We start from the raw sequence: 23,527 nt of genomic DNA, 5'->3' as shown, positions 1-23,527 counted from the left end.
ATTTTAATGTATAAACTTTGCACAAAGCAATGCATTGATTTAGGCTTGCAAATAAATTCAGCCGTTATTATACCATTACTCTTGTCGCAGTTGATTTAAAAAACTGGAATTTACTTCTTCAAAAAACACCATTCCGAAGTCTTTTTGGGAGAAATGTTTTGTTTCAACAGCTTGGTCGGGATTCTGTCTGGATGTGTATTCTACACTGTATTTATGCAGCAGCAACCTTTTATCAAACTTAAATGTGAGATACTCTTTCAAGTAATAATTTGTGGTACAGTTATATTTTTCTATCGTAAAGTATGGATCTTTAATGACAATTTTATCTAAAGTTACGTCAGGACAAGACTCATAACCTTCCAGAATCTTGTCATTTACCAATTGATTTTTACTCCCTCTTATATTGACCAAAACCTGATCATCCTGTACCTCCAGTCGAAAAAGATTGCTGATGTATTCATGACTGGTCTGGACGGTTGCAATTTCATCATTAGAAAGTTCGCTCAGATATGCGCTAAAACTTTTATATGACTTGTAAGGCTGCAGGGGTTTTGCAATCGAAAATATTTTCTTCACCTGTCTTTTTTCATTTTTTATAATAATGTGGATTTTATCATGTTGTCGCTCAATAGAAAACGAGTTATTGTCCTGCTTTTTTTCAGGGTCTATTTCTCCTATATCAAAGTCGAGATTACCCAAATAGTACATTTCTTTGCCAGCAGACAGGTAAATGTTATAGATGAAATCTGATCCCTCGTTCAATTCCACCAGGTATATCTGAGAACCTGCAGCATCAAACCGCAGGAGATCTACTTCGCCCAGATCTAAATCATAAGATGATTTATATGTATTAAACTTCTGCTCGCTTCCAACACCAAATATGGTTTCATTAGTATACTCGATCGTTACTTTATTGTCTTTAAATTGGAACATGTGAACTCCAGCAAGCAGTAACTTTTTTGCGTAGGGAATATTTTGATATTTGAAATTTTCTTGCTTGACCGTATTTAATACATTTTTATCTTTTTGCTCTCGTGCAACAGATTTCCCGCATCCAAGCACAATGAGAATGAGAGTAAGAAGATGTATTATCTTTTTTATTTCCATACTTTATTTTTAAATTCTAATTGCAATTCCTTGTCGGCTGCTGTCATATCCTGTTCAGTTTTAAATTTAAAATAAACTTGGGGATTACATTTCGACGCGATCCCTGCAGCACTGCCGACATTATTGATCTCAAAATGAAGATGTGGATTTCTAGTTTGAAAATTATTGCCGTTTTTACCGGATATTCCTGTATATCCAATAACACTATCATGTTCAACGTCGTCGCCTTCTCTAAAAGAACCAAATTTACTTAAATGCATGAAAACAAAGTAGATATCACCATCATGATCAAATCCTTTTTCTAGCAATTCACCTCTTTCTTTGTAAAGAGGCTTATAATCATTTCTTAATGATTTGAACGTTTTTTTGTCAGTAACTTGTACAACTACTACTCTCCCAGCGAGAGACGATGATGTATATACTCTTGATATCTTCCCTTTTAATCCAGCATAAATCGTAGTGCCAGGAGCTGCTAATAAATCTGTTCCCGCATGATTTCCCTTGCCGTCTCTAATATTTTCACCGAAAGATCCATGCCATGGTTTTTCTCCTCCACCTTGAGAATAAAGGCAAAGCATAGGATTATCTATCGGAAAACGCCATTTAGCAGTATTTAATTGTACTTCTTTCTCAGTAGGACTACATTTGTCAACTTGAAATATAGAATATACTTTTTCAAAATTAGTTTTTCTTTTGTCATAGCTATCCGTAGCTTCGTTAACAATCTTTGTTATTGAATCTACGACATTCTTTCCACCTTTATCAGATTTCAGCTGTAAATCCTTCCAATACCAAAATGCCATTGCTGATAAAACGCTCTCCTTATGCTGTAACAACACATTAGGATTGTTCACGATATCGAACGAATAACCTTTTCGTTCTAATCTCTTATTTACTTCCGTATAGTTTCCTCTACCGGTAACTTGAATAATACCCTTGCCCATAAATTTCCAACCATCACCTGGATTAACGTTTCCCAATTTATACTTAGGTCCACGATTTTGGTCTGCATATACAAAATTAGCAATGGCTTCGCTATTTGCAGCTTGGATACCTTTATCATTGTACGAGCGCAGGTCCTTTCGGCCAACAGCTTCTGCCTGCTGCGGATTACTTTTAAAATACGAAAATGGTGACGTTTTGTAATCCTTTGCGCTGCCTGAAGAATAATAACCACCTTCTTTTGGATTAAGGTTGCCATTTATCCAGTTTGAACCGCGCACGTAATCTCCTCCTTTCAATCTGCGGACGCTATAATTAAAACTTTCCGGTTCGGTTAGTTTTAAAGCAGGCCCAACTTCGGCTAATACCTGAGCAAAAAAATGAGCCTTACGAAGACATGTATTAATTTCGAACTTGACATTGGCTTCATTAAATGTTTCAATTAATTTATTCTTATCAATTTCACTCGCGGTCGTAAATATCTGATCTACTTCTTCCTTTGATAACTTTTCGCATCTTAAACATTTTTCTTCATTTGTAGCGGTGGTGCCTTCATCCGCTTGTTTTATTGTTGGCGTTTTACCTTCCGGTTTTTCGAAAGTAGGTAATTTATCCAATAGAGCGGTTCCCGCACGTTCCATATAATCATATACTTCGGCAAAAAATGCTTTAGTTTCGTCAACGATTCCGGCTTGATCCTTCTTGCTAAACGGTTTGGTCGCAGCCGGCGATTGCTGCGCTTTGGGCGTAGTCTGTTTTTGATCTGACCCCTGTTGCGGCAGATAAGGATTTTTTATATTAACGTTATCCGTCGCGTGTTTTTTGTGCGTGTAATACTCCACTGTAACATAAAACTCAAGTTGAGAGTCCATTTCGCCTCGCGCAGCTTTGCGCATGAGCGCTGCGGTGAGCGTAAACTCTGCCACGGAAACTCCTTCCTTATTTACTTTGGCTTTTTTTGTGTCAATCGCTTGGCTGTTTGTGTTGTGCCCCGCCCCTTTCGCATCATCTTCCCAAAGCGTAAATACTAATTCTTTGCCCAGCATATTACTGCAGTACGCCTTTGCGCGAAGTTTTTCCATGAAACTAAACTTGCTGCCCTTGGTATCATCTACATGGAAAAGTTCTACTTTATTAATTTTCAGAATTTTTGCAGGTGTCGAGGTTATAATCAGGCCTCCACCTTCCGGCCGATAGCGATACGCTTCCAAACGATAGGTATGTCCGGCTGCTGCCTGTCCGAAAGTAAAATCGCCGCGTCCTATTTTTCTGATATTTGTCGTGGTAAATTTACCGTTGCTCCTTTTTTTGAACAGTTCCCATGTTACCTTTGCAGGATCACGCTCAAGAACTGCCGTGGCAGGATACCAGTTGACAATTTTATAAACATTTTTTTCATCGACCGCCGGGGACGTAACTCCCGAAATGGCCGAAACTCCTTTTTTTGTCATCGTTCAAAGATTTACTTGTTACCAAGCTTCCGCTTGATTTCCGTTAATTTCCTCACCAAATTCTTCAAAATTTAAAATTGGATTGTAGATGTGCTGTTCCCTCGTATCCGCTTCTTTCACATTCCCCCTCCCCGCCTCGCTCTGCTGGCCATGTTTGAAAATCGTAATCTTTCCGCCTACCGCACACTGCAGTTCTGAGATTTCCGTCAAACAGCTTTTGCCCATTACTTTTACTTTTTCGTAAGGCTTCTGCCACTTGCCGGCAGGTGCATACGTGCAGGGTAAATAGCAGCCGGAACTGGGTTTTAGTTTGCATTGCCCAAACGGCGCAGCGGGCGGATCCAGTGTTAAATCGTCTTCAGTAACGGCCAGATAATCTGCCTGGCCTTCCGCGTCGTTCCAGTAATGTTTCTGATGGCTGGTCAAGATTAGAAACCTTGCTACCTTCGGCGCATTTGCATATCACTTTTGCAGGTTAGGTATTCGAAGTTTCAATGAATTTTTTTTCGAAAAGATAGTGTCTCAATATTCTGTTTAAACCGCTGATAATCTGATATTCACAAGTAATGCTTTGGAGGGGATACAAGTGAAAACACAAAAAAAGCCGTCTCATCGAGTTATGAGACGGCTTCTTTAAATTTATATTTATTATTCAGCGGGCCCAATACCGCGATATCTCGTTTCTTTATAGATTTCCCTGAAATCGGGAATATTGTAATAATTTTTTTTCTTGAATTCTTCCTCAAATCGAGGCTCACTTAACAGAGGAAAAAAACTGTAATATTTATCAGGGTCTGTTTTGGTAGCATAATATGCTATCAGACCTAATGTCTTGGTCTGTTGCGAAAAATTAGCAGTTTTTTCTTCCGGCATTTCCTTTAGCAAATTAAGCATTACTTCCAAAACATTATGAGAAAAAACACTCAAATCCTGCTGGTCCCAGGTTTTGACTAAATCGAAAACCTCCTTATTTACCTGTGCAGTTCCATCACATTTTTGGTTCCACAAAATGGAATTTAAGGCTTCTTTATCTTTGAAATTGTTCTTCAGCACAAATTCCAATAACTCTCTATCTTTTACGTATCCAAAAATTTTAACCAGTGATTCCAGAAAAATTTTGTCATTAGCTTTTAACCACACCAGATCTGCTTTGCTGTCATTGAACAGGTATTTATTGCGGGCGACAATTATTTGGATATTATGAAAGCGTTGTTCTTCTAAATCTTCTACTTCACGCCATTTCTGTATTTCTACTTCTAAATTATATCTTGTGTTATATATTACCTTATTTGCGGCCTCTTCCGCTTTAGATAACTTAGAATAACTTTTCTCATAACTCATCAATTCTGGCAAGTAGTAAAAATCTGTTATAAAGTTCTTCTTTTTAACGATATAAAATCCATTATAGTAAATACCATCAGATTTAAAATCAACAAAACTGTGATCACATCTGTCTTTTAAATTTATATATAGATACTGTTTGTCTGAATCATGTATAATCTTTCTCCTAAAATATAATTTAATTTTATCGCCGAATTTTTCATTATCTGGAAATTTGTATTCCTTTTGCTTTAAAATATTTTCTTCCAAATTCACCATTGCAATCATTTCTTCATTGCTAAATGCAGGCTTGCCGACGTCGCTCCCATCCGGAGCATACTGATAAGCCCCTTCTTCTAATTGCTTTTTTAAAGCGATTTCAGTTTTTGAATCCATGGTTTCATTATGTGGTGTTATGAAAGTACTACTATTGCTGGGTTCACTTTGCCCATTACAACAAATCATTATTATATTACTGATAATTATTATAAAAACTTTTTTTTTCATCTGAACAGTGTTATCTTGTTGAGTTAAAATCATTTTCACTTTCCACATTGTATGTAGGCAGCTGTTTCTCTGCATCGTCGATTACATAATCTTTAGGCTTCATGATTGCAAAAATATCTGAACTTTTTTTACTTATTGAAGACATACTTATAACTTGTGTCCCTGCTGTCTTACCTTCCCAACCCGTCTGATTTCCGCCAATATAAACGTATTTGCTCTTATCTTTGTTTTCGCTCACGATGAATGCAACGTGCGACCAACTGAAAACAATCACGGCGCCAACGAAAGGTTCGCTTCTAGATCCATTGCTCCAGCCATCTACGTATTTGTTACTGACCACTTTGGAATTTCCAAACTCCGCCCAATCAAATGCTGCCGCTGTACCTTTCGTATTTGTGTCTTTGTACTCCTCGGTTTGATCAAAGCACCATCTAACAAACGCAGCACACCATGCACTTTTATAATTTAAATCGGAATTTCCTGTTCCTTTAAAATACTGCGAAATTCTCTCTTTTAAGGGACTATCTTTTTCTCTTTTACCTTTAAATTTTTCAAATTCAGAAAATGCAACATCGACCCACGGCGCTCTTTTTCCCTGATCATCTTTCTTACCGACAGGTTTGTCTTCGCATTTGTCAACATACAATTCCGCTTGTCCTGGATTGTAATGCTCAAGTCTTACAACATCGTCAATCTCCTTTATGGTAGTATTTCCGTTTTCGTAACCATACCGGTCTTCATATCTCTGTCTTGTGTAAACCCATTTTTTTCTTTTCGTACGCTCATCACCCTTCATGAACGGTGGATTGGAGGCATAGCCATATTTTTTAACCCAGGGATCTTTGGTAATATTTCTCAACCGTTGTTTTTCTGAGGTATTGCGACAATCTCCGTCGGGGACAGATACACTTTCATCAAAGACTTTATAGGTAGGATCAGAACCTTTTCCCACAGCAGCTGGATTTAAAACTTGCAGATAAAAATCCACTAAAGTATTCATTTGATCTTTGTTTTTCTGTAAGTATTTTTCGACATAAGTCATTTGCTCGAGAAATGTCATTTTTCCTAACGTTTCATAAGTCGTTCCTAAAGATTGTGCTGTAGTTTCGCTAAATTGGACGAGGCCAATGTATTTAGTCCCTCTTGCACTTACCCCTTTCTGTGATGGTGAAAATGAGCCGCCAGTTTCCAAATGCATGATCGACATCAGTTCCTTAGCTTTCTCTAATTTCTTAGATTCTTCCCAGATATTTTTACACACCTCTACTACCTTTTTTCTCTCAGAACAACTAATTTTATTGCCCCATATTAATTTGTATTCATCCTTACAAACACAACTTTCGGTTTTTCTTGGACTTTTATCGTTCTTTTTAATTGCAGGCGATTTCACATTTTCCTGTTTCTTCGGCTCCTCCATTATTCCCACATCAATAACCGCAGATTTCGCTGACACCTTTTCAAATATCACCTCCGCAAAAATCTCCTGATAATTTCCTGTCAGATACTCTCCACTGTCAGGCTTTTTAGGATTGTTTCCTGTTTCTCCTATTTTCTGCATATTGCCTGTTAAAGTGATGAGTGCCCGCTGCAGGTCATTTTTAAAGATATGGGTGTTATTATACAGAAGATCATGGTCCCCAATATTATCATGCTCCCATATTCGTAAGGTGTAGGTTGATTTTTGTCAGTCACCAAATTTATTATTATCCAGAAGCGTGAAGATGTAATCTCTGAAAAGCACGACAAAGATTTCCGCGCCCGCTCCTACACGCTGGAGTCCGACGACGAAATTTAAAATAAAACGAAATCCGGTTTGCTGAAAGCAGGCCGGAATTTTTTTGTGGAAGAGAGATGGTATCAGATAGAAGGTTTTTGCAACCGAACAGTAAAGGCAGTATAGTTTTTCTCTGCTTTCTGAGCGGCAGTATCTGGCTTCTCCGTGAAGGAGAGGAAGAAAAGGGTTGATAATAGGATGAGGAGGGTTTTCATAACAATCTGTTTAACTGTAACGATGATATTGTGATTGTTTTACTCCGCACTTATGAGTCTTACATGTAAAGCACTAGGCGCTTGGTCAATCTGCTCTAAAAAGCCGAGCGCAAATAGGCGGATAGTTTTATCGTGATTAACTATTTCACCAAGAAAGTCAGTTTTGTAAATCTTCAGTGGGTCGCATTCAGAACAGAAGGGATTATTTGAATTATGGTCGAGAACAATTGATTTTCGATTAGTTACATCAAGATATACCTTAGTCAATAACTGCAAACCGGTGTCATCGGTTTCATAAGTGTTCTGCAGTTTACCTGCACCTTTCTTCACTGGCAGCAGCGATAAGTGCTGATCCAACAGTGCTATTTTTTCCTTTGTAAGAAGTCCTGTTATTTCTTCCTTGACCGCTTCGTAAAACTCCTGCAAAACTACCGGCTGACCGTTTTCATTATTAATCGGCCATTCTTTGAAGACCGTTGGCACATTAGTATTTTTATCCTGGATTATTAAAGTAATATAAACATAATCGTCTTCAGAAGTTTTGGGCAATAGGTTTAAATATACTAATTTTTTTTGTGCCGATAAGATCAGTAGATCGCCCACAATATATTTCACTTCCGCATTTGCATCTCCGAAAGCTTCTGTCCTAAGTACCGGCGATTTTTCTGCTAACTGCTGAAGTGATGGCATACGGAAAAACATGGGCTGCTCATCAGATAAAGGGACAGGTTTTTCAGCAGTTTCGCGTTTGTGTAGTCTTGCTTCCCTAACTGTGTTTTTAGAGCATGAAACTGCACACAATCCGAAAATAGAAAGCAGACAAATAAAAAACAAAGTCTTGATTAATTTTTTCATATTCCGTAATTAAAGATTATAAAAGCGGCATTATAGCATCATAAACAGTTTTTCCTTCACCTTCAGTTTTAGCACACAGTTCTTCGTGATACTTTACATCTCCTTTAGAAAGGAAAAATTCACCCATTAAGAAAGTTACCAGACAAGCGACAGACTGGGCTTGCTCAGCTGTTACAGGTTCCCAATAGCCATCTCTAACTTGGTTATTCGCTCTGTTACCATTTTTGTCACGGTACTCCGCATCGCCCTGCTTATAAAAATAGTACACAGGGCGCTTTCCCGCCTTGTTGCCGGTGGGTTTATAATAATACGAGCTTTTGGGGCAGGGCTAAAATACGCAGCAGCGGCCTTAAGGGGAACTCCTGCTCGAGGAAATCATCCAGCACCATTATTTTTTCTTCTTTAGAAATGCATTTTTTTTTAAAAGTGCATCTTTTACGCGGATGGACAGTTCGCGCTCAGCGACCATTTTTTTTAGCTCGCTGTTTTCTCTTTTAAGTTGCGCCAGTTCTCGCTCCACAGCAGTTTTGGCACCTGTTTCCAGACCCGCTGCGCCCAGCTCCTCAAACTTTCTCTTCCAGTTATAAATCGCAGCAGTTGAAACATTGAACTCCCGCGAAGCGCGGCTGATGCCGTGCTGCTCCATAAACAGCAGTATTTCTTCTTTCTCTTTCTGATCCCAATTCTTTCGGTGTAAACTCATGACACAAATTTAATGTTATTACTATATTTTGTGTCCAGGTATTAAGTATGCTACTAGGTTCGTCGATGCTTTTCCGTTATTTTGTTTTTTCGGCTCCCCCATTATTCCCACATCAATAACCGCAGATTTCGCTGACACCTTTTCAAAGATCACCTCCGCAAAAATCTCCTGATAATTTCCTGTCAAATACTCTCCACTGTCAGGCTTTTTAGGATTGTTTCCTGTTTCTCCTATTTTCTGCATTTTGCCTGTTAAAGTGATGAGTGCCCGCTGCAGGTCGTTTTTAAAGATATGGGTGTTATTGTACAGAAGATCATGGTCCCCAATATTATCATGCTCCCATAATCGCAAGGTGTAGGTTGATTTTTGTCAGTCACCAAATATATCATCAGCCAGAAGCGCGAAGATGTAATCTCTGAAAAGCACGACAAAGATTTCCGCGCCCGCTCCTACACGCTGGAGTCCGACGACGAAATTTAAAATAAAACGAAATCCGGTTTGCTGAAGGCAGGCCGGATTTTTTTGTGGAAGAGAGATGGTTTGGTTAGGCACCAAAGTATTGCAGTTCTTTTAACGAACACTAATTTGACTTACTGCTAATCTTTCGTGAGTTGCTGCCAATCCTGATTGAGAAAACGTTTGCTTTTGATGAAGTATTTTCCCTTTTCGAGTTTTATGTAGAAGTCATTGGTATCGTCATCGTCGCATTTGCCGGTCCCGTGCAGAACATTATCTTCCACAGTTAAGTAATACTCACCTTCGCATGCGTAGTCTTGCGCGTGCTCTGCACCAATGCTTAGAATCGCGGATTCTTGGGAAGTGATTGAAATTGTATAAAGAAGATCAATTTCTGTTTTATCATAGTTGCTCAATGCTTTAGCAGTAATAGTGTACAGACCATTCCAATGGGGACCAGCTTCACTTTGCTTATGCGCTGGTGTACGTTTCGACGCAGAAGCCAATGAAGCATTTGGTACTTTTGCGTATAAGTAATCGCCTGTGTCAATACTTCGAAGTTTAAGAACAATGGCTCCTTTCTTATCCCAAATTGCATACTCAACTATACTGTTTTCAGACCATAACGTTTTGAAATGTTTGAAATTTTGTTTGTCAATACGGTAAATCGAAAGCTGAGATGACATTCCTTCATTATCTTTAAAGGTCAAAAAATATTTTTTGTCTGGCGAAAAAAATGGAAAACCTGAAATAATGGTACATTTATAACGATCGTCACTCACCAATAATGTTCGTTCGCCTTCATATAACGCTACATTGAGAAGATGCGTGCTGATCGGTTCGGCATACCCAGCATAGGAATACTTAATGGAAGCATCAGAGGTATTGTCGGTATGCGGGGTGAATTTTATATTGCCATACGATGTGTGTACGACATTATTCCTGAAATCGGTACTGCGCTGTGTAACGCTGTTTTTATACTGCAAGGAATCAGCTAAATAGTCTTGTCTGGAAATATTTTGCAAGTATTGTTCAAGCTCAAAATCCTGGTTGGTCAGGAAGGTATCGATTTTTACAGCTTCATCGATTGGATCCTTGGTGTAATCGAAACTGTAGATTTTCTCTGTTTTCTGAGCGGCAACTTCCTGTTTTTCTGCGCAGGAGAGGAGGCCAAGAGTGGTTAGTATAAGTGCTGATATTCTCATATTATCTGAATTCGCAAACCAACTTCTTTTTAAAGACGTTGACAGCACATTATTAATTTAACCATCAGGTTGCTAGCGGCAATATAACCAATGTGAACATTCATATCTTCAGAATAATCTAATTTTATGATGATTTTTGCCAGCTGAGCCGTATCAATATACTCGTGACTTCATCGTTAATTAGGAACGCTTCTTCATCATTAACAGTTAAATCTTGACCTGTACTAATTCCAGCAAAAATATTAATACGATGTTCATTTACCGGATGCTTTTCTTAACTATTTCTTATTTGGCACTGTTTGTACAAGGTAGTAAAAATTTGCAGCATACTAACAACCTATTTGAGCGAATTCGCGTATTATCAATTTCTTCAGGTAATCTTTGGCTTAATTCTAAATATGAATAAAACACTGTTTGTATCTTCACATTTGCTCAGTATTTTGGCATATATGAGCATTTTTCTTTCTGAATGATTTTGTAACATGGCTTGTTGGAAATCTGTTAAATATTCTTTTCTTATCAGTTCGAAAATTGATGACAGAACATTATTTTGCTTTATTAATTAAATAGTCCACTTTTTTTCCATCATTAAAATAAGTGTTTAAATATGGTGAAGACCAAGTGTAACCCACCTTTTTTGGAGTTAGTGTTCCAAAATCTACGGTTTTTTCTAAGGCCCAACTATCAGTATCGTCCATTGCATTCTGATAATTTAAAAATAGATATCCATCTTTCTCCTCCGCCGAAAGATTAAAATATTGATAGAGCTGATATCCTTTGGCTAAATAGGTTACAGAATCCGAAGTGATCGTGAGATTAATTTCTTTAATGTTTCGCCAATCATCATCGTTACTGTTTAACATTAAAGTGTATTTGCCATTCCAATTTGAATCTACTTGCATTTTTGATTTTGGTTCCAGAGCGGCATTGAATATTTTGTGATAGCTTTGGAAAAGAGCGGTGAGTCTTTTTATAGATTCGGCAGACGTAGCTAAATCTTCCTTTTTTTCGCTATAAACTGTGGGATCAGCATTAACTGATATTGGCTCTTCATACCTATACGTGACACATGACGCTTGCTTGAGTATTTTGTTAAAAACAAATTCATAGGTGGATTTGCCCATTTCCCCATATACTACGCTATAAATAACAGAGTCTTTGCTTTTTATGTTAAATAATAGTTTTACATCCTCGCCCTCGCTGGAGTTAATGAATAGGGTCGTATCCCTAATTGCCAGTAGTTCTGGATTTTTGTCTTTATAATTACGATCGACTTTTCTACTGACTGCGGATTTCCCTGCATTCTGTTTACAGTGCGAGATGATGCACAGCGATAGTATTGAAAGTGCTATTTTATAGTTTTTCATTATAATGGAATTTTTGTGTGATCCTTTCCGTTGTCCTCATATGCTTTTCTAAGTTCTGACAAAGATTTTCCGAAAGTCATTTCGAAATGAGGCTTATCAATAATACTTTTCCAATCACCTCCCCACGAGAATCCCCACTTCTTACCTATTGGCGCTATTTTTGGAAGAATTTTTTCTTGTTCACTCCAATCAATTTTCCCATTTTTTATTTCGGCTACATCAATGGCTAGACCAAAATTATGGTTGCTCTGGCCACCTTTGGCTTTTGTTACTATACTTCCCGCTGTCGTTCTACCTTGTGCGTAGAGGGCGTTCTGTTCAGCATACGTTCGTAACCCTTGTATAACCCTTAATTTTATGCCCATCTCACTTTCTACTTGATTAATAAAGTTTTTAACAGCACACCTGATTTTTGGATGTAACTTCTCAATTCTATTGTTTGTAGCAGTGTCCCAAGTCTCTAAACATTCTCCTACCTTCGTTGGTTGGTTTTTCGACTGCTCAGAATTTTGGCAAGTAAACTTTTCTTCTCTTATTCCAAGACCCTTTGTGTAAATTTCTTGTGCTACCATCGCAACTTCCCACACATATGTTTTGCCATTTGGATCCACCGCTTTCTTAAATTTAATTTGTTTCCCTTTTTTATTGACTTTTGTTGCGTATTCCCACTCACCTTTTTCTTTAAAAAACAATGGATTGTTTTGATAGGCTTTTCCTTCTAAAATAATATAATCCCTTTCACTTCCATGTCCTGATGCTGAAGGATATAGAACTCCGAGATATAAGTCAGTTAATGTATTATATTTAGATTTATTATGTTGCAGAAATTTCTCAACATAATTCATCTGCTCAATAAAATTCATTGCAACTAATTCGCTTTGACTAACCCCCAAATCACCTGATGCATCTTTACCAAACTGAATTAATCCAACGTATCCAACCTGATTATCAGTCGAAGGATCAAATGTTTCAGCGGTTTCCAAGGCAATTACAGTCATTAACCAATTTGGGTCAACGCCTAGGTTTTTTGAAACTTGAATTACCTTTAACCTTTCACTGCAGCCGATTTTATCGCCCCATACTAAGTTTTTTTCTTTGCAAGTGCAAGTGTTGTTGTTTTTCGGAATATCTGTTCCCTTTTTAATTGCAGGCGATTTCCCGCTCACTTCCTTCTTCGGCTCCTCCATGATTCCCACATCAATAACCGCAGATTTCGCTGACACCTTTTCAAATATCACCTCCGCAAAAATCTCCTGATAATTTCCTGTCAAATACTCTCCACTGTCAAGCTTTTTAGGATTGTTTCCTATTTCTCCTATTTTCTGCATATTGCCTGTTAAAGTGATGAGTGCCCGCTGCAGGTCATTTTTAAAGATATGGGTGTTATTATACAGAAGATCATGGTCCCCAATATTATCATGCTCCCATATTCGTAAGGTGTAGGTTGATTTTTGTCAGTCACCAAATTTATTATTATCCAGAAGCGCGAAGATGTAATCTCTGAAAAGCACGACAAAGATTTCCGCGCCCGCTCCTACACGCTGGAGTCTGACGACGAAATTTAAAATAAAACGAAATCCGGTTTGCTGAAAGCAGGCCGGAATTTTTTTGTGGAAGAGAGATGGTTTGGTTAGGCACCAAAGTATTGCAGTTCTTTAACGAAAACTAATTTGACTTACTGTTAGTCTTTAGTGAGTTGCTGCCAATCCTGATTGAGAAAGCGCTTGCTTTTGATGAAGAGTTGATTATTTTCTTTCTTAATATAAAAATCGTCCACGTCATCCTGATCACAAATGCCTCTGCCGTGTAGAATGCCATTTTCCTGTGTCAGGTTATAATCGCCTTCACAGCCATAATCTTCAGAATATTTTGCATCAATGCTTACTATTGCTTTAGTCAGCGATTTGATAGTAATGAAATATCCTAAAGAAATTTCCTTTCCGGTAGAATTACTGATTGCAGGTGTATAAATTTTGTATGTCCCGACGATATCGGACACTTCTGCTGCTCTTTGTTTAACGCTATTTTCTTTTTTTTCTTCAAATATTCTGCTACCCTGCTTCGTTATGACACCATCATTTGATAACTTCATATGCTCTTCTTTTACAAACTTCGTATATTCTTCATCTGTTTTAAATTCTTTTGTAAAAAGATTCCCGTCGCGATCAAAATATCCGATTTTTAAGTCGATAGCAAAAGGATAGCTTTTCTTAGTATAAATATTTAGCCTGTTATTAAATCGGTTATTTTCAAATATAAGCATGTCTATTTGATGCACTGTGGGAGGGAAGTCGTAATCAGCATCTTCAATAGTTTTGTATGATTTTAAATAAACGAAAGAGTGATTTTTATTAGAAATAGAATCCACCACAAAAGTAGAATCAAGCCTAACTCTTCTTTCCTCAATCAGAGAACTATAAACACTATTTTTTACCGCCTTACCTTTGATATTATCAAAATAATCGAGCGTATTTAAACGAGATTCATTGTTCTTATCAGATTTACTTACGGGAAAGGAATCTTGATAAGGATGCACGCGCCACTTTTGCGGAAAATTTGTTATGATCAATTCTTTACTCCCAATTTCTCTGAAGTGAAATGGTCGTTCCTCCGTTTGGATTCCAATATTGTGTTTCTTCTGACATGCCAAAACGGAAAATGTCATTAAAACCAGCAAAATACAACATTCAATTTTCATTCTTTTATAAATTTAATTTTTGATTCATCAAAATTGCCACAATGCAAATGATTGTCGTGCAAATCTCCTCCATCACTCACATTTTTTAATTTTTTAAAATATTGATTATTGCCTGCTTTTCTCTCTCCGAAGTGAAAAAACTTCATAGCATCAATAAATTTCTGATCTTTTTCTAGACTCCAAAAGTAAATAGTGTCGACGCTTTCACCATTAACGTGAAATTGGCTTGGAAAACAAGAGCCTTCTCTAAAACAAGAACCAGTAGTTTTTATGGTTAACCCCGAAACTGCTAATGCACCTAAAAATCCAGCAAAATAACTTGGTCCCGTATATTTTCGTTGGGTGCCAGAAAACGAATAACTAACATAATTTACAGAGTCTGGCATTTTTACAAGCTCATTCTGTGCTGAGGTTGATTCATATAACCTCCAAAATGTATCTCCATTATTTGAACCATATTCTGCGATATCTCCATTTTCATAGATTACCCGTCTCCTGGTTTGGCCTTCAGTGACATTTTTGTCGCTAATAATTTTAGAATGAGTTGGTTTTGAGTAAACCTTTTTTCTGCTTGGCAATTTTCGTGTGGTTAGATGCCATTCGGCAACACATATTTCATGTTCTATATTTTCTTTATCATGAAAGACATATTTATATTTTTTCTCATATCCTACTTTTATTTGCTTCGGAATATGTTTTTCGATTATCCCGGTATAATAAATATGAAAAGTAACAATACCAGTTGTTTCAGTATTGTTATTGTTAAAGATTATTCCACATGAAAATTTACTTGCCTTGTAGTCTTCACCTTGATTTTTACTGTCATAATATCTTTTCAGAATCTCTTTCCTTTGTATTCCATCATTATTTCGATCTACACTTTTGTTATTTTCATACTTATCAGTTCCCTTTGCGTACAACAAGTAATTATCATTTTTCCCAACTCCTTCGGGAGCGAAAACATGTAAATAGATGTCTTCCGGTGTTTTAATTTTAGCTTTAGCAGGTTCAAAGTATTTTTTAACTTTATCAAGTTGTCTTATTTCCCCCATTTGAGCATAACCTAATTTCAACCTGTTTAGAGCATCATACCTTGGTTGCGTACCTTTTGTTGCTGGAGTTGATTTTGGAAACTCATTCATCGCTTCTAACGCGTCTTGTGTAAACTGAATTAACCCAACTGCTCGAGATGATTTAGTACCGCTTTCCTTGTGAAAACTGCTTATAGTCAAATCCTCGGGAATATCATTTGCTGATTTATAGCCTTCTCTATGGTGTGCCTTAAAACTCCCCCATGTTTCTACCTTTATTACCGCCATCAGCCCATTTGCCATCTCCATTTTTCTACCTTCTCCCCATAATTCAGCACATATCTGAACAACTTTTTTCCTAAACTCGCAGCTCACTTTTCCTCCCCAAACTAAGTCTTTGTATTGTTCTTGACAAATACAAGAAGTACTTTTCTTTTCCTCTTTTATATTTTCCACCTTCGCCGCACTCCTCACCACTTCCATCGGCTGTCCCGCTTTGTCATCCAGTCCAAACTTCTTAGATTCTGCGGTAGAATCTAAAACAATGATTTCCAGAAAATAGTCTTGTTTTTTGGAATCAGAATCGGAAAAAGGTGAATCGATCCCTTTTTTGAAAAGTTTTTCAGTAATCGGAAAACCTCCTGTAACGCAAAGATCACCCGGAATTTTAATTTTGCCGCTTCGGAAGATTTCATCCGGCCATCCGATATCTTGCTCCCATACCACATACTGTATATATTTGCCCACGAGATTTTTTGATTTAATCAAAACTTTTACATGATGGCCTACTGCGACTCGTGAAAGTTTCTCATTCTTATCATTTACAAAATAAGCATTCGTAACTTCTCCTTTGGGGTCTGCTTGCGTTTTGGTCTTACTGACCGAGGTAGCAGGAAACTTAGGAGAATTCTCTTTTGGTTTTATTTTATAATCTGGATTTGCGACATCCACGTTAACCTGGCTGGCCTTCTGAATTTTGCCTGCATAACTTGCTGTTACATAATACTCGTGGTTAGCACCTTCGTTTTTGTCACCGTGCATCATGTATTTGTTGGCGATTGCTTTTAAAACTGCAGCGTTTGACAGCAGTGATATGTTCACTTCTGCAATCCCTTTTTCATTTACCCTCGCCTTAAAAGCCTGAGGCAACTGATTATTTTTATTGATGGTAGAATGGTGACCTCCGCCGGGAGCATCATCTTCCCACAGATGAAACTCAACTTCCTGATTAAACATGGCGACGCAATACGCTCTGGCTACCAATGTATCACGGTAACTGGCTTTGTTCGGATCCTTGGCACCGCGGTTAAACAATACTACTTTAGTAATCTTCGGCACATGGCTGCTGGACGGAACTACGACTATCTCATCGGCGAGTTTTGCCTGGAACTCTTGAGACAATACTTTCTTTGTTGCCTTATAAACCTGCAGTTTAAATTCGGCTCCTACTACTTTCTGCCCAAAATTATATGATACCTTTTGGCCCATTTTGGGAGTTTCTCCTGTAATATTAATCCATTTGCCGCTTTTCTGCTTTTTCCAGATATACCATACAAAGGTAGCGTTAGCAGTATTAAAGATATCTCGCGCATCTGTGAATTGATAGAATTCATCTTTTCCAACAATTGGATTCTGTGTACCCGCTATCATCTTCGATCATTTAAATTAATGGTAATCGGCAGAATAATCATCTTCCATCTCCTCCTGAAACTCCTCAAAATCCATTACCGGATTATAAATTGCCTGCTCTTTTGCCTTTGCCTTTGCTACATTCCCCCTCCCCGCCTCGCTCTGCTGGCCATGTTTGAAAATCGTAATCTTTCCGCCTACCGCGCACTGCAGTTCTGAGATTTCCGTCAAACAGCTTTTGCCCATTACTTTTACTTTCTCGTAGGGCTTCTGCCACTTGCCGGCAGGTGCATACGTACAGGGCAAATAGCCGCCGGAGCTGGGTTTTAGTTTGCATTGCCTGAACGGCGCAGCGGGGGGATCCAAGGTCAGGTCGTCTTCAGTAACGGCCAAATAATCTGCCTGGCCTTCCGCGTCGTTCCAGTAATGTTTCTGATGGCTTGTGACTTTGAATTTAGGGAACTTAAAACCTTGATTGCACTGGCAAGTTCCATTCTGTACAACGAAATATTTACCGTCATGCGCTCCGGATGAACTTTCACTTTCTTCTGTTTCCTTCTCTTCCGCGCGATCTTCGGAAGAAGCCAGCTCAGTTGCAGATTCAGTTTCCTCAGCATCGTCCATGGTATCAACTCCCTCATCGCGCGTTTCATCACTGTAATCGCTGATGCTTTCATCCGGATCCTGATCCCGGACATTACTTCTGTGAACTGGTGGGAAACTTCCCGGCACGAGTTCGCCTTGTTTTAGAGATTCCATCACTTACATTTTTGTTAATTTTATTTTCTGCTTCCGGTACAACTCTTCTCCGTCAAATAAGCTAAGTTCCGCCTCTGCTGTCAGCAACTGCTTCGTGGTTCTGTGGGTGATATATTTTAGCTCAATGAAGCCGGTCAGTACTTCCTGGGGAACTTCCTCCGTTCGACGACCCGTGAGTAATGACTGAAGACTGACTTCTTCTGTACTTTCACCGGAAAAAACAGTCTGGACTTCCTGATCATTCAAAAGTTCGACGGTCCGCTTAAAACGACAAAGCAGCGGAAAAGAATTTTTCACTAAATGAAACGGCTGTTGCCAGGAAGGCGAGCGATGAAAAGCACTTGCCCCGAAAAAGAGAACCTGGTACAGAAGGGTAGAAAACAACTGCTTTTCGAAATAGACTTGATCCAATAAACAATCCTCAAATTTATCGAGATACTTACTGAAAATTTCACCCACGAAAAAATCTTCCAGCTCAGCGCGTCTTTGCTTGAATTTTTCAGAAAGTGCTACAAACTGTGCTATTTGTACCATTTGCCCATTTTTATTAAGCACAAAGGACAGCGGTGCAATTGCTTCTGAACAGGCCAATGAAATTTCGCTCATTTTATCGTCGGGTTTACTACCCTCTTTTAAAAAATCGAAACATTGTACTAAAGCAACCCACTGAACATCTGCCCCGCTTTTATTTTCTTCAAGTTGGATCTTCAAAGTATAATCGACGTGTAGTGTGTTTTCAACGGCACTTTCAAAGGATTCGGTAACGTTGTACTGCCGGCCATAAAATCCGGCAGTGAACTCCGCCGGCGGCAGTGCGTGCTTATATTCGCGTGCTGTTTCTGACGGACTTTTGTAATTGTTGGGAACGACAATTTTTTGAATTCCCACAAATCCGCTGAACCACAACAAACCGACTTTATGACAATGCTGGTTGTGGAAGTTGCGCAATTCCGGCTCCGTCATTTCATAACGTTGCGCGATGGAGATTAAAGTTTCATCCGGTTGTACCGTATAGATCGTGATTTCATCGCTCATAGCCATGAATTAAATATTCAAAACAACAAATGATTTATCGTAAAGTTAATAAAATATCAGAATGAAAAATATTTATTTTACTTTGTAAAAGAATATTTATGGACAAATAGTTAAAAACAGCTTTTTAAACTTAATAAATGGATATTTTCTAAAATATTTTATCTTAAAAATTAACGATAAAGTACATAAAACACTGATCCGTATGACTTGGACAAATATGAAGTACCACTATTAAATAACGTCGCAACGAAAGAAAATTTGAATTTGCATTGAGCCTAAAAAAAGACTTTGAATTTAGTCTTTATCACAAAAAGAAAACTGCTCAAATTTTGAGTAAACAAAAAACGCACAAACCAAAGTTTGTGCGTTTACTGGGTGAATGATGGGTCTCGAACCCACGACCTTCGGAACCACAATCCGACGCTCTAACCAACTGAGCTACAATCACCGTTTAGGATTGCAAATATAGCACTTTTGGCGATATTACAAAATAATTCCATCGAAATTTTCGAGGGCCAGTAATTTTTCGGAGGTGAACCCTTCCGCATACGTTACGCCGGACAAGCGACCGAGATCCTGCGCGCGATATGTCAGGCTTTCCAGGAAGTCCTTGGTTGCAATAGGCGTTACAGGTTCTTTGGATTCGGGATTATAAAACTGGGTTGTGTAGGCCATACAGGCTTCCATCTTTTTATCGAGGTAGTCAGTAATATCGATAACAAACTCAGGTGTTACATTTTTCCATTGGATAAAATTAAAAATCTGTTTCGGGCGCCACGCTTGTTGCGGATGACCGTCGTCCTGTGTTTCGATCTTAATTAAACCCGACAGAAAGCATGCATCGGAAACCAGCTTGGCCGCTTTTGCATGATCCGGGTGACGGTCATCGCGCGTGTTGGTCAAAACGATTTCCGGTTGGTATTTGCGAATCATCCGTACAATACGCAGGTGATATTCTTCCGACGGCTGCAGAAAGCCATCTTTCATACCCAGATTTTCGCGGGCCGCAACGCCCAAAATTTTCGCGGCCTCGGCTGCTTCGGCAGCACGGGTAATGTCAGTGCCACGGGTACCGAGTTCACCACGGGTCAGGTCCACAATCGCTACTATTTTGCCGGCGGCCACCATTTTAGCAATGGTTCCGCCACAGCCTAATTCCACATCATCGGGATGGGCGCCAATCGCCAGAATATCAGTTTTCATGAGGTTGAGAATTTGAAATTTGAGAATACGTCAGCGTTAAAAACTGCGCGTAGGAGGTTTCCAGCCGGATAAAGTCTGACGAAGAGAAATTCAGGCCCGGCTCGTTTCCTGTGGTAACTGAAAAACCTTTAAGTTGGAAATACAGTGCCTCCTGCATGGGCTGCGCTTTTAGTTTCACAGAAGCTCCCAGGAATTTCCGGGTGGATAAAGTAGTTATTTTTTCGGTTAAGGGAATCCGCACATAAGATTTTGCCGGCAAATGGATTACTTTCCCATCGAGTGAAAAGCGCTGTTCCTTGTTCAGAGGATTGAGTACGTAAGCCGTGTTATATTCTTTGTTTAAAACCGCCGGATCGGTATAATATAAATGCACACGATACTGCATTGGATCCACTGCGGAATCAGCTTTTTTTTCTCTCAGATTGGGTGCAAGCGTGTAGGAATTGGCACCGGTTGTTTTCGCCTCCTTATAAAACATTCTGAAGAGTGCCGCTTCGTCACTGGGAATTCCGCGTACTTCCAATTCGGCAAGATATTGAGCCTGATCCGCTTTTTCAGGACTGATGCGATACAGGAAGGTATCCTTGTTTTCATGCATCTTTTTCACCGAAAGCAGCGCAACTGACTGCGCAGCGGCAAAGCTACTGATGAGGCATATCAGGAAAGAAAACAGGCGTATCATGCTTCGGCCGCTTTTAGTTCTTCGAGACAGTCTTGCAGCGCATATTCCCAATGGCGTGGCTGGATTCCGTATGCGTCTTCAATTTTATCTAAAGCCATCGTACTTCTGCGCGGGCGCTTCGCAGCCGTGGGATAGTCAGCCGTTGTAATTGGTTTAATATTAATGTTAGATCCCGATAACCTTGCAATGGCTGTAGCAAATTCAAACCAGGTCGTTTCGCTGCTGTTGGAAAAATGGAAAATACCGTATGTTTTTCTTTCGCTGCCGATGATTTCCATAATGACTTCCGCCAGGTCATTCGCATTGGTCGGCTGGCCGTACTGATCTGCCACAATACCCAATTCATCTTTAACGGAGAAAAGATGCAGCATGGACTTCACGAAGTTTTTATTAAAAGCGGAATAAAGCCAGGAAGTTCGTAGGATAATGGTCTGCGGCTGGATTTCCAAAGCTGCTTCTTCGCCCGCGCGTTTGCTGGCACCATACACCGATTGCGGATCGGTGAAATTATCTTCACTGTACGAGATTTCAGACTCACCATTGAACACGTAGTCTGTTGACACGTGAATAAGGGTGGTACGATACTTCCGGCAGATTTCTGCCAGGTTGGCAACGCCGCCGGCATTCACCGCAAAGGCTTTTTCCTGCTCTTCCTCGGCAAGATCTACTGCGGTATAAGCTGCAGCATTGATGCAGTATTGCGGACGGATTTCCTGCCATATTTCTTCTATCGAGTCCGGATTGGTGATGTCCACTTCATCAGAACCTGCAAAGTGAAACTTATACCTTCGCTCAAATTGCGGCACAAATTTCTGCAGGCATTTGCCCAGTTGTCCGTTGGCACCGGTTACTAAAATCGTTTTCATACAGCGGTTTTGTTTTGTTTACGGAAATAAGCGACGCGCTCGCTGAACTGTTTCTCCGGGACTTCTTCGAGGAATTTCTCAAACAGCGCTTTTGTTTCGGGCGGGTGCGCCTGCGAGCGGCGGGTTTTCATGTTAAAGTAAATAACGGTTAACCACAGAATGCAGTACACTGTCTGCCCGTCTTCACTTTTCATTAATAATTCCACTTTTGACACGCGATCACCAATTTCAATGGTTTTGCTGGTTACTATTACTTTAGCGTTATAGCGAACTTCTTTTAAATATGCTATTTCATTCTGGATGGTAATCCAGGTGCAACCGGTCTGCCGGGTGTATTCTTCATAAGTAAAGCCATAGCCGCTTTCCACATGATCTTCGCGGGCATTCAGCATATACTCCAGATATTTCACATTATTCAGGTGGCCAATGGGATCGCAGTCACTAAAGCGAATCCGCATCTGGCTGGATAATTCTTTCTGCATAGGACAAAATTAAAAAAACCATCCCGGATCAGGATGGTTTTGGGTTTAAAACTGTTTTTGATTACAGACCCAGTTCTTTGCGAACCAGTGGAGTTGCATCGGGACCGTTCTTATAGATCAGCGCAGTAGAATCGATAATGAAATCGAAACCGTTTGCTTTTGCTACTTTTTCGACAGCCTTGTTCAGTTTATCTACGATCGGCTTCACCGCGTTATCTCTGCGTTGTGCCAGATCGTTCTGCGCCATGGCCTGCAGCTGTTGCAGATTTTGTTGTTTTTTCTGCAGTTCTGCTTCTTTGGCAGTTCTTTGGGCTTCAGTCATTTTTGGTCCATCAACTTGCTGATATTGCTGAACTTCTTTCTGGAAGGCTTCCCCTTGCTTATTCAGTTCATCACTTTTCGTTTTGGTAAAGGTATCCAGGTCTGTGGTCATTTTTTTAGTTTCGGGCATTGCAGCCAATACAGCTTCATAATCCATTGATGCCACTTTCTGCGCGCTTACAATTCCTGCCGCAAAAAACATCATCACTGCTGCGAATACTACACTTAATTTTTTCATAATTGAAATAGGGTTGTTTTAATAATTGTTTTGGTTATTTTACTTTTTCCGTCTGCTTTGCTGCGACTGCTGTGCATTACCTTTTCCTTGTTCTGCCTGCATAATCCGCATCTTATCATCGCGAATCTGTTGGTTTTCAGCAGCAGCTCCGGTTCGGGCGGGTGCGTTCTTCAGCAGCAAATCTAAGACTTTATCTGTATAATCATAGCGTTTATCGAGGAAAATCACACTAATATTGTTGCTTTTATCAAGAATAATGCCCAAGCTGTTCTTCTCTGAGACTGTGCGGATTGCATTCCAGATCTGATCCTGAAAAGGCTTCGTCAGGTTGGAGCGTGCATTGTTTACCTCGCCCAGGGTTCCGAAGCGGTTATTGAGCATGGCCTTGATTCTTTTATCCAGATCATCTACTTCCTTTTCACGTTGTTTCAGCTGATCGCCTACCAGCAGAACGCGTTCATTTTCCAGTGTGCTTTTCTTTTTATCGTATTCACTCTGCAAGGCTTGGATTTCATTCTGCCAGCCGGTGATCTGATTGTTCAGCCGCGCTTCTGCTTCTTTGTACTGCGGCATTTTATTCAGGATATAATCCGTGTCCACCACCCCGATCTTCTGCGCAGACAGCGAAAGGGAAGCGAGCAACATTAAAAAGAAAAACTGAATCTTTTTCATAGTAATTAA

At 39.4% G+C, this 23,527-nt stretch carries 22 protein-coding genes and 1 tRNA gene; all 23 read right to left on the bottom strand.

Annotation, left to right across the window (positions count from 1 at the left end):
• Positions 1-75 precede the first annotated feature (75 nt).
• Positions 76-1,107 carry a hypothetical protein gene (locus tag MVI27_RS05120; protein ID WP_246959662.1) on the bottom strand — a complete coding sequence of 344 codons (1,032 nt, stop codon included), beginning with the start codon at positions 1,105-1,107 and terminating at the stop codon, positions 76-78.
• Positions 1,098-3,500: a peptidoglycan DD-metalloendopeptidase family protein gene (locus tag MVI27_RS05115; protein ID WP_246959661.1), complete on the bottom strand. Its 2,403-nt coding sequence runs from the start codon at positions 3,498-3,500 to the stop codon at positions 1,098-1,100. Before MVI27_RS05115 ends, MVI27_RS05120 begins: the two co-directional genes overlap by 10 nt.
• 18 nt (positions 3,501-3,518) lie before the next feature.
• Positions 3,519-3,926, bottom strand: coding sequence for a DUF4280 domain-containing protein (locus MVI27_RS05110; protein WP_246959659.1), 408 nt, complete (start codon positions 3,924-3,926; stop codon positions 3,519-3,521).
• 222 nt (positions 3,927-4,148) lie between these two features.
• On the bottom strand, positions 4,149-5,327 hold the full coding sequence (locus MVI27_RS05105; RefSeq protein WP_246959657.1) for a hypothetical protein: 1,179 nt from the start codon (positions 5,325-5,327) through the stop codon (positions 4,149-4,151).
• Between the two features lie 10 nt (positions 5,328-5,337).
• Positions 5,338-6,885, bottom strand: coding sequence for a CHAP domain-containing protein (locus MVI27_RS05100; RefSeq protein ID WP_246959655.1), 1,548 nt, complete (start codon positions 6,883-6,885; stop codon positions 5,338-5,340).
• 470 nt (positions 6,886-7,355) lie between these two features.
• A complete protein-coding gene (locus MVI27_RS05095) occupies positions 7,356-8,171 on the bottom strand; it encodes a hypothetical protein (protein WP_246959653.1) in 816 nt (271 codons plus the stop codon).
• Between the two features lie 16 nt (positions 8,172-8,187).
• On the bottom strand, positions 8,188-8,439 hold the full coding sequence (locus MVI27_RS05090; RefSeq protein ID WP_246959652.1) for a hypothetical protein: 252 nt from the start codon (positions 8,437-8,439) through the stop codon (positions 8,188-8,190).
• Between the two features lie 120 nt (positions 8,440-8,559).
• Positions 8,560-8,874 (bottom strand): helix-turn-helix domain-containing protein, encoded by a 315-nt coding sequence (locus MVI27_RS05085; protein WP_246959649.1) that lies wholly within the window; start codon positions 8,872-8,874, stop codon positions 8,560-8,562.
• Positions 8,875-8,895: 21 nt separating this feature from the next.
• Positions 8,896-9,225, bottom strand: a complete 330-nt coding sequence (locus tag MVI27_RS05080) for a hypothetical protein (RefSeq protein ID WP_246959647.1) — start codon at positions 9,223-9,225, stop codon at positions 8,896-8,898.
• 245 nt (positions 9,226-9,470) lie between these two features.
• Positions 9,471-10,535: a hypothetical protein gene (locus tag MVI27_RS05075; protein ID WP_246959645.1), complete on the bottom strand. Its 1,065-nt coding sequence runs from the start codon at positions 10,533-10,535 to the stop codon at positions 9,471-9,473.
• Positions 10,536-11,080: 545 nt separating this feature from the next.
• Positions 11,081-11,902, bottom strand: coding sequence for a hypothetical protein (locus tag MVI27_RS05070; RefSeq protein WP_246959644.1), 822 nt, complete (start codon positions 11,900-11,902; stop codon positions 11,081-11,083).
• Positions 11,902-13,230: a M15 family metallopeptidase gene (locus MVI27_RS05065; RefSeq protein WP_246959642.1), complete on the bottom strand. Its 1,329-nt coding sequence runs from the start codon at positions 13,228-13,230 to the stop codon at positions 11,902-11,904. Before MVI27_RS05065 ends, MVI27_RS05070 begins: the two co-directional genes overlap by 1 nt.
• A gap of 353 nt (positions 13,231-13,583) precedes the next feature.
• The gene (locus MVI27_RS05060; RefSeq protein WP_246959640.1) at positions 13,584-14,600 is read right to left on the bottom strand and encodes a hypothetical protein; all 1,017 of its coding nucleotides are present in this window, start codon (positions 14,598-14,600) and stop codon (positions 13,584-13,586) included.
• Positions 14,597-17,281 carry a hypothetical protein gene (locus MVI27_RS05055; protein WP_246959638.1) on the bottom strand — a complete coding sequence of 895 codons (2,685 nt, stop codon included), beginning with the start codon at positions 17,279-17,281 and terminating at the stop codon, positions 14,597-14,599. Before MVI27_RS05055 ends, MVI27_RS05060 begins: the two co-directional genes overlap by 4 nt.
• Positions 17,282-17,296: 15 nt before the next feature.
• A complete protein-coding gene (locus MVI27_RS05050; protein ID WP_246959636.1) occupies positions 17,297-18,019 on the bottom strand; it encodes a DUF4280 domain-containing protein in 723 nt (240 codons plus the stop codon).
• A gap of 3 nt (positions 18,020-18,022) precedes the next feature.
• Positions 18,023-19,054, bottom strand: coding sequence for a LysM peptidoglycan-binding domain-containing protein (locus MVI27_RS05045; RefSeq protein WP_246959634.1), 1,032 nt, complete (start codon positions 19,052-19,054; stop codon positions 18,023-18,025).
• 373 nt (positions 19,055-19,427) lie between these two features.
• A tRNA-His gene (locus tag MVI27_RS05040) sits at positions 19,428-19,503 on the bottom strand.
• A gap of 34 nt (positions 19,504-19,537) precedes the next feature.
• On the bottom strand, positions 19,538-20,257 hold the full coding sequence (bshB1, locus tag MVI27_RS05035; protein ID WP_246959633.1) for a bacillithiol biosynthesis deacetylase BshB1: 720 nt from the start codon (positions 20,255-20,257) through the stop codon (positions 19,538-19,540).
• A complete protein-coding gene (locus tag MVI27_RS05030; RefSeq protein WP_246959631.1) occupies positions 20,247-20,939 on the bottom strand; it encodes a hypothetical protein in 693 nt (230 codons plus the stop codon). The genes bshB1 and MVI27_RS05030 overlap by 11 nt, the downstream gene beginning before the upstream one ends.
• Positions 20,936-21,805, bottom strand: a complete 870-nt coding sequence (gene rfbD / locus MVI27_RS05025) for a dTDP-4-dehydrorhamnose reductase (protein ID WP_246959629.1) — start codon at positions 21,803-21,805, stop codon at positions 20,936-20,938. Before rfbD ends, MVI27_RS05030 begins: the two co-directional genes overlap by 4 nt.
• Complete coding sequence (locus MVI27_RS05020; protein WP_246959627.1) at positions 21,802-22,287, bottom strand: acyl-CoA thioesterase; 486 nt, start codon at positions 22,285-22,287, stop codon at positions 21,802-21,804. The genes rfbD and MVI27_RS05020 overlap by 4 nt, the downstream gene beginning before the upstream one ends.
• A gap of 61 nt (positions 22,288-22,348) precedes the next feature.
• Positions 22,349-22,846: an OmpH/Skp family outer membrane protein gene (locus tag MVI27_RS05015; protein WP_246959625.1), complete on the bottom strand. Its 498-nt coding sequence runs from the start codon at positions 22,844-22,846 to the stop codon at positions 22,349-22,351.
• 39 nt (positions 22,847-22,885) lie between these two features.
• Complete coding sequence (locus MVI27_RS05010) at positions 22,886-23,518, bottom strand: OmpH/Skp family outer membrane protein (RefSeq protein ID WP_246959624.1); 633 nt, start codon at positions 23,516-23,518, stop codon at positions 22,886-22,888.
• Positions 23,519-23,527: the final 9 nt, after the last annotated feature.

It is taken from the genome of Chryseobacterium salipaludis, from assembly GCF_022968825.1.
Taxonomy (GTDB): Bacteria; Bacteroidota; Bacteroidia; order Flavobacteriales; family Weeksellaceae; genus Kaistella; species Kaistella salipaludis.
The sequence above is the reverse complement of the archived record's forward strand: the minus strand, read 5'-3'. Positions and strand labels throughout refer to the sequence as shown.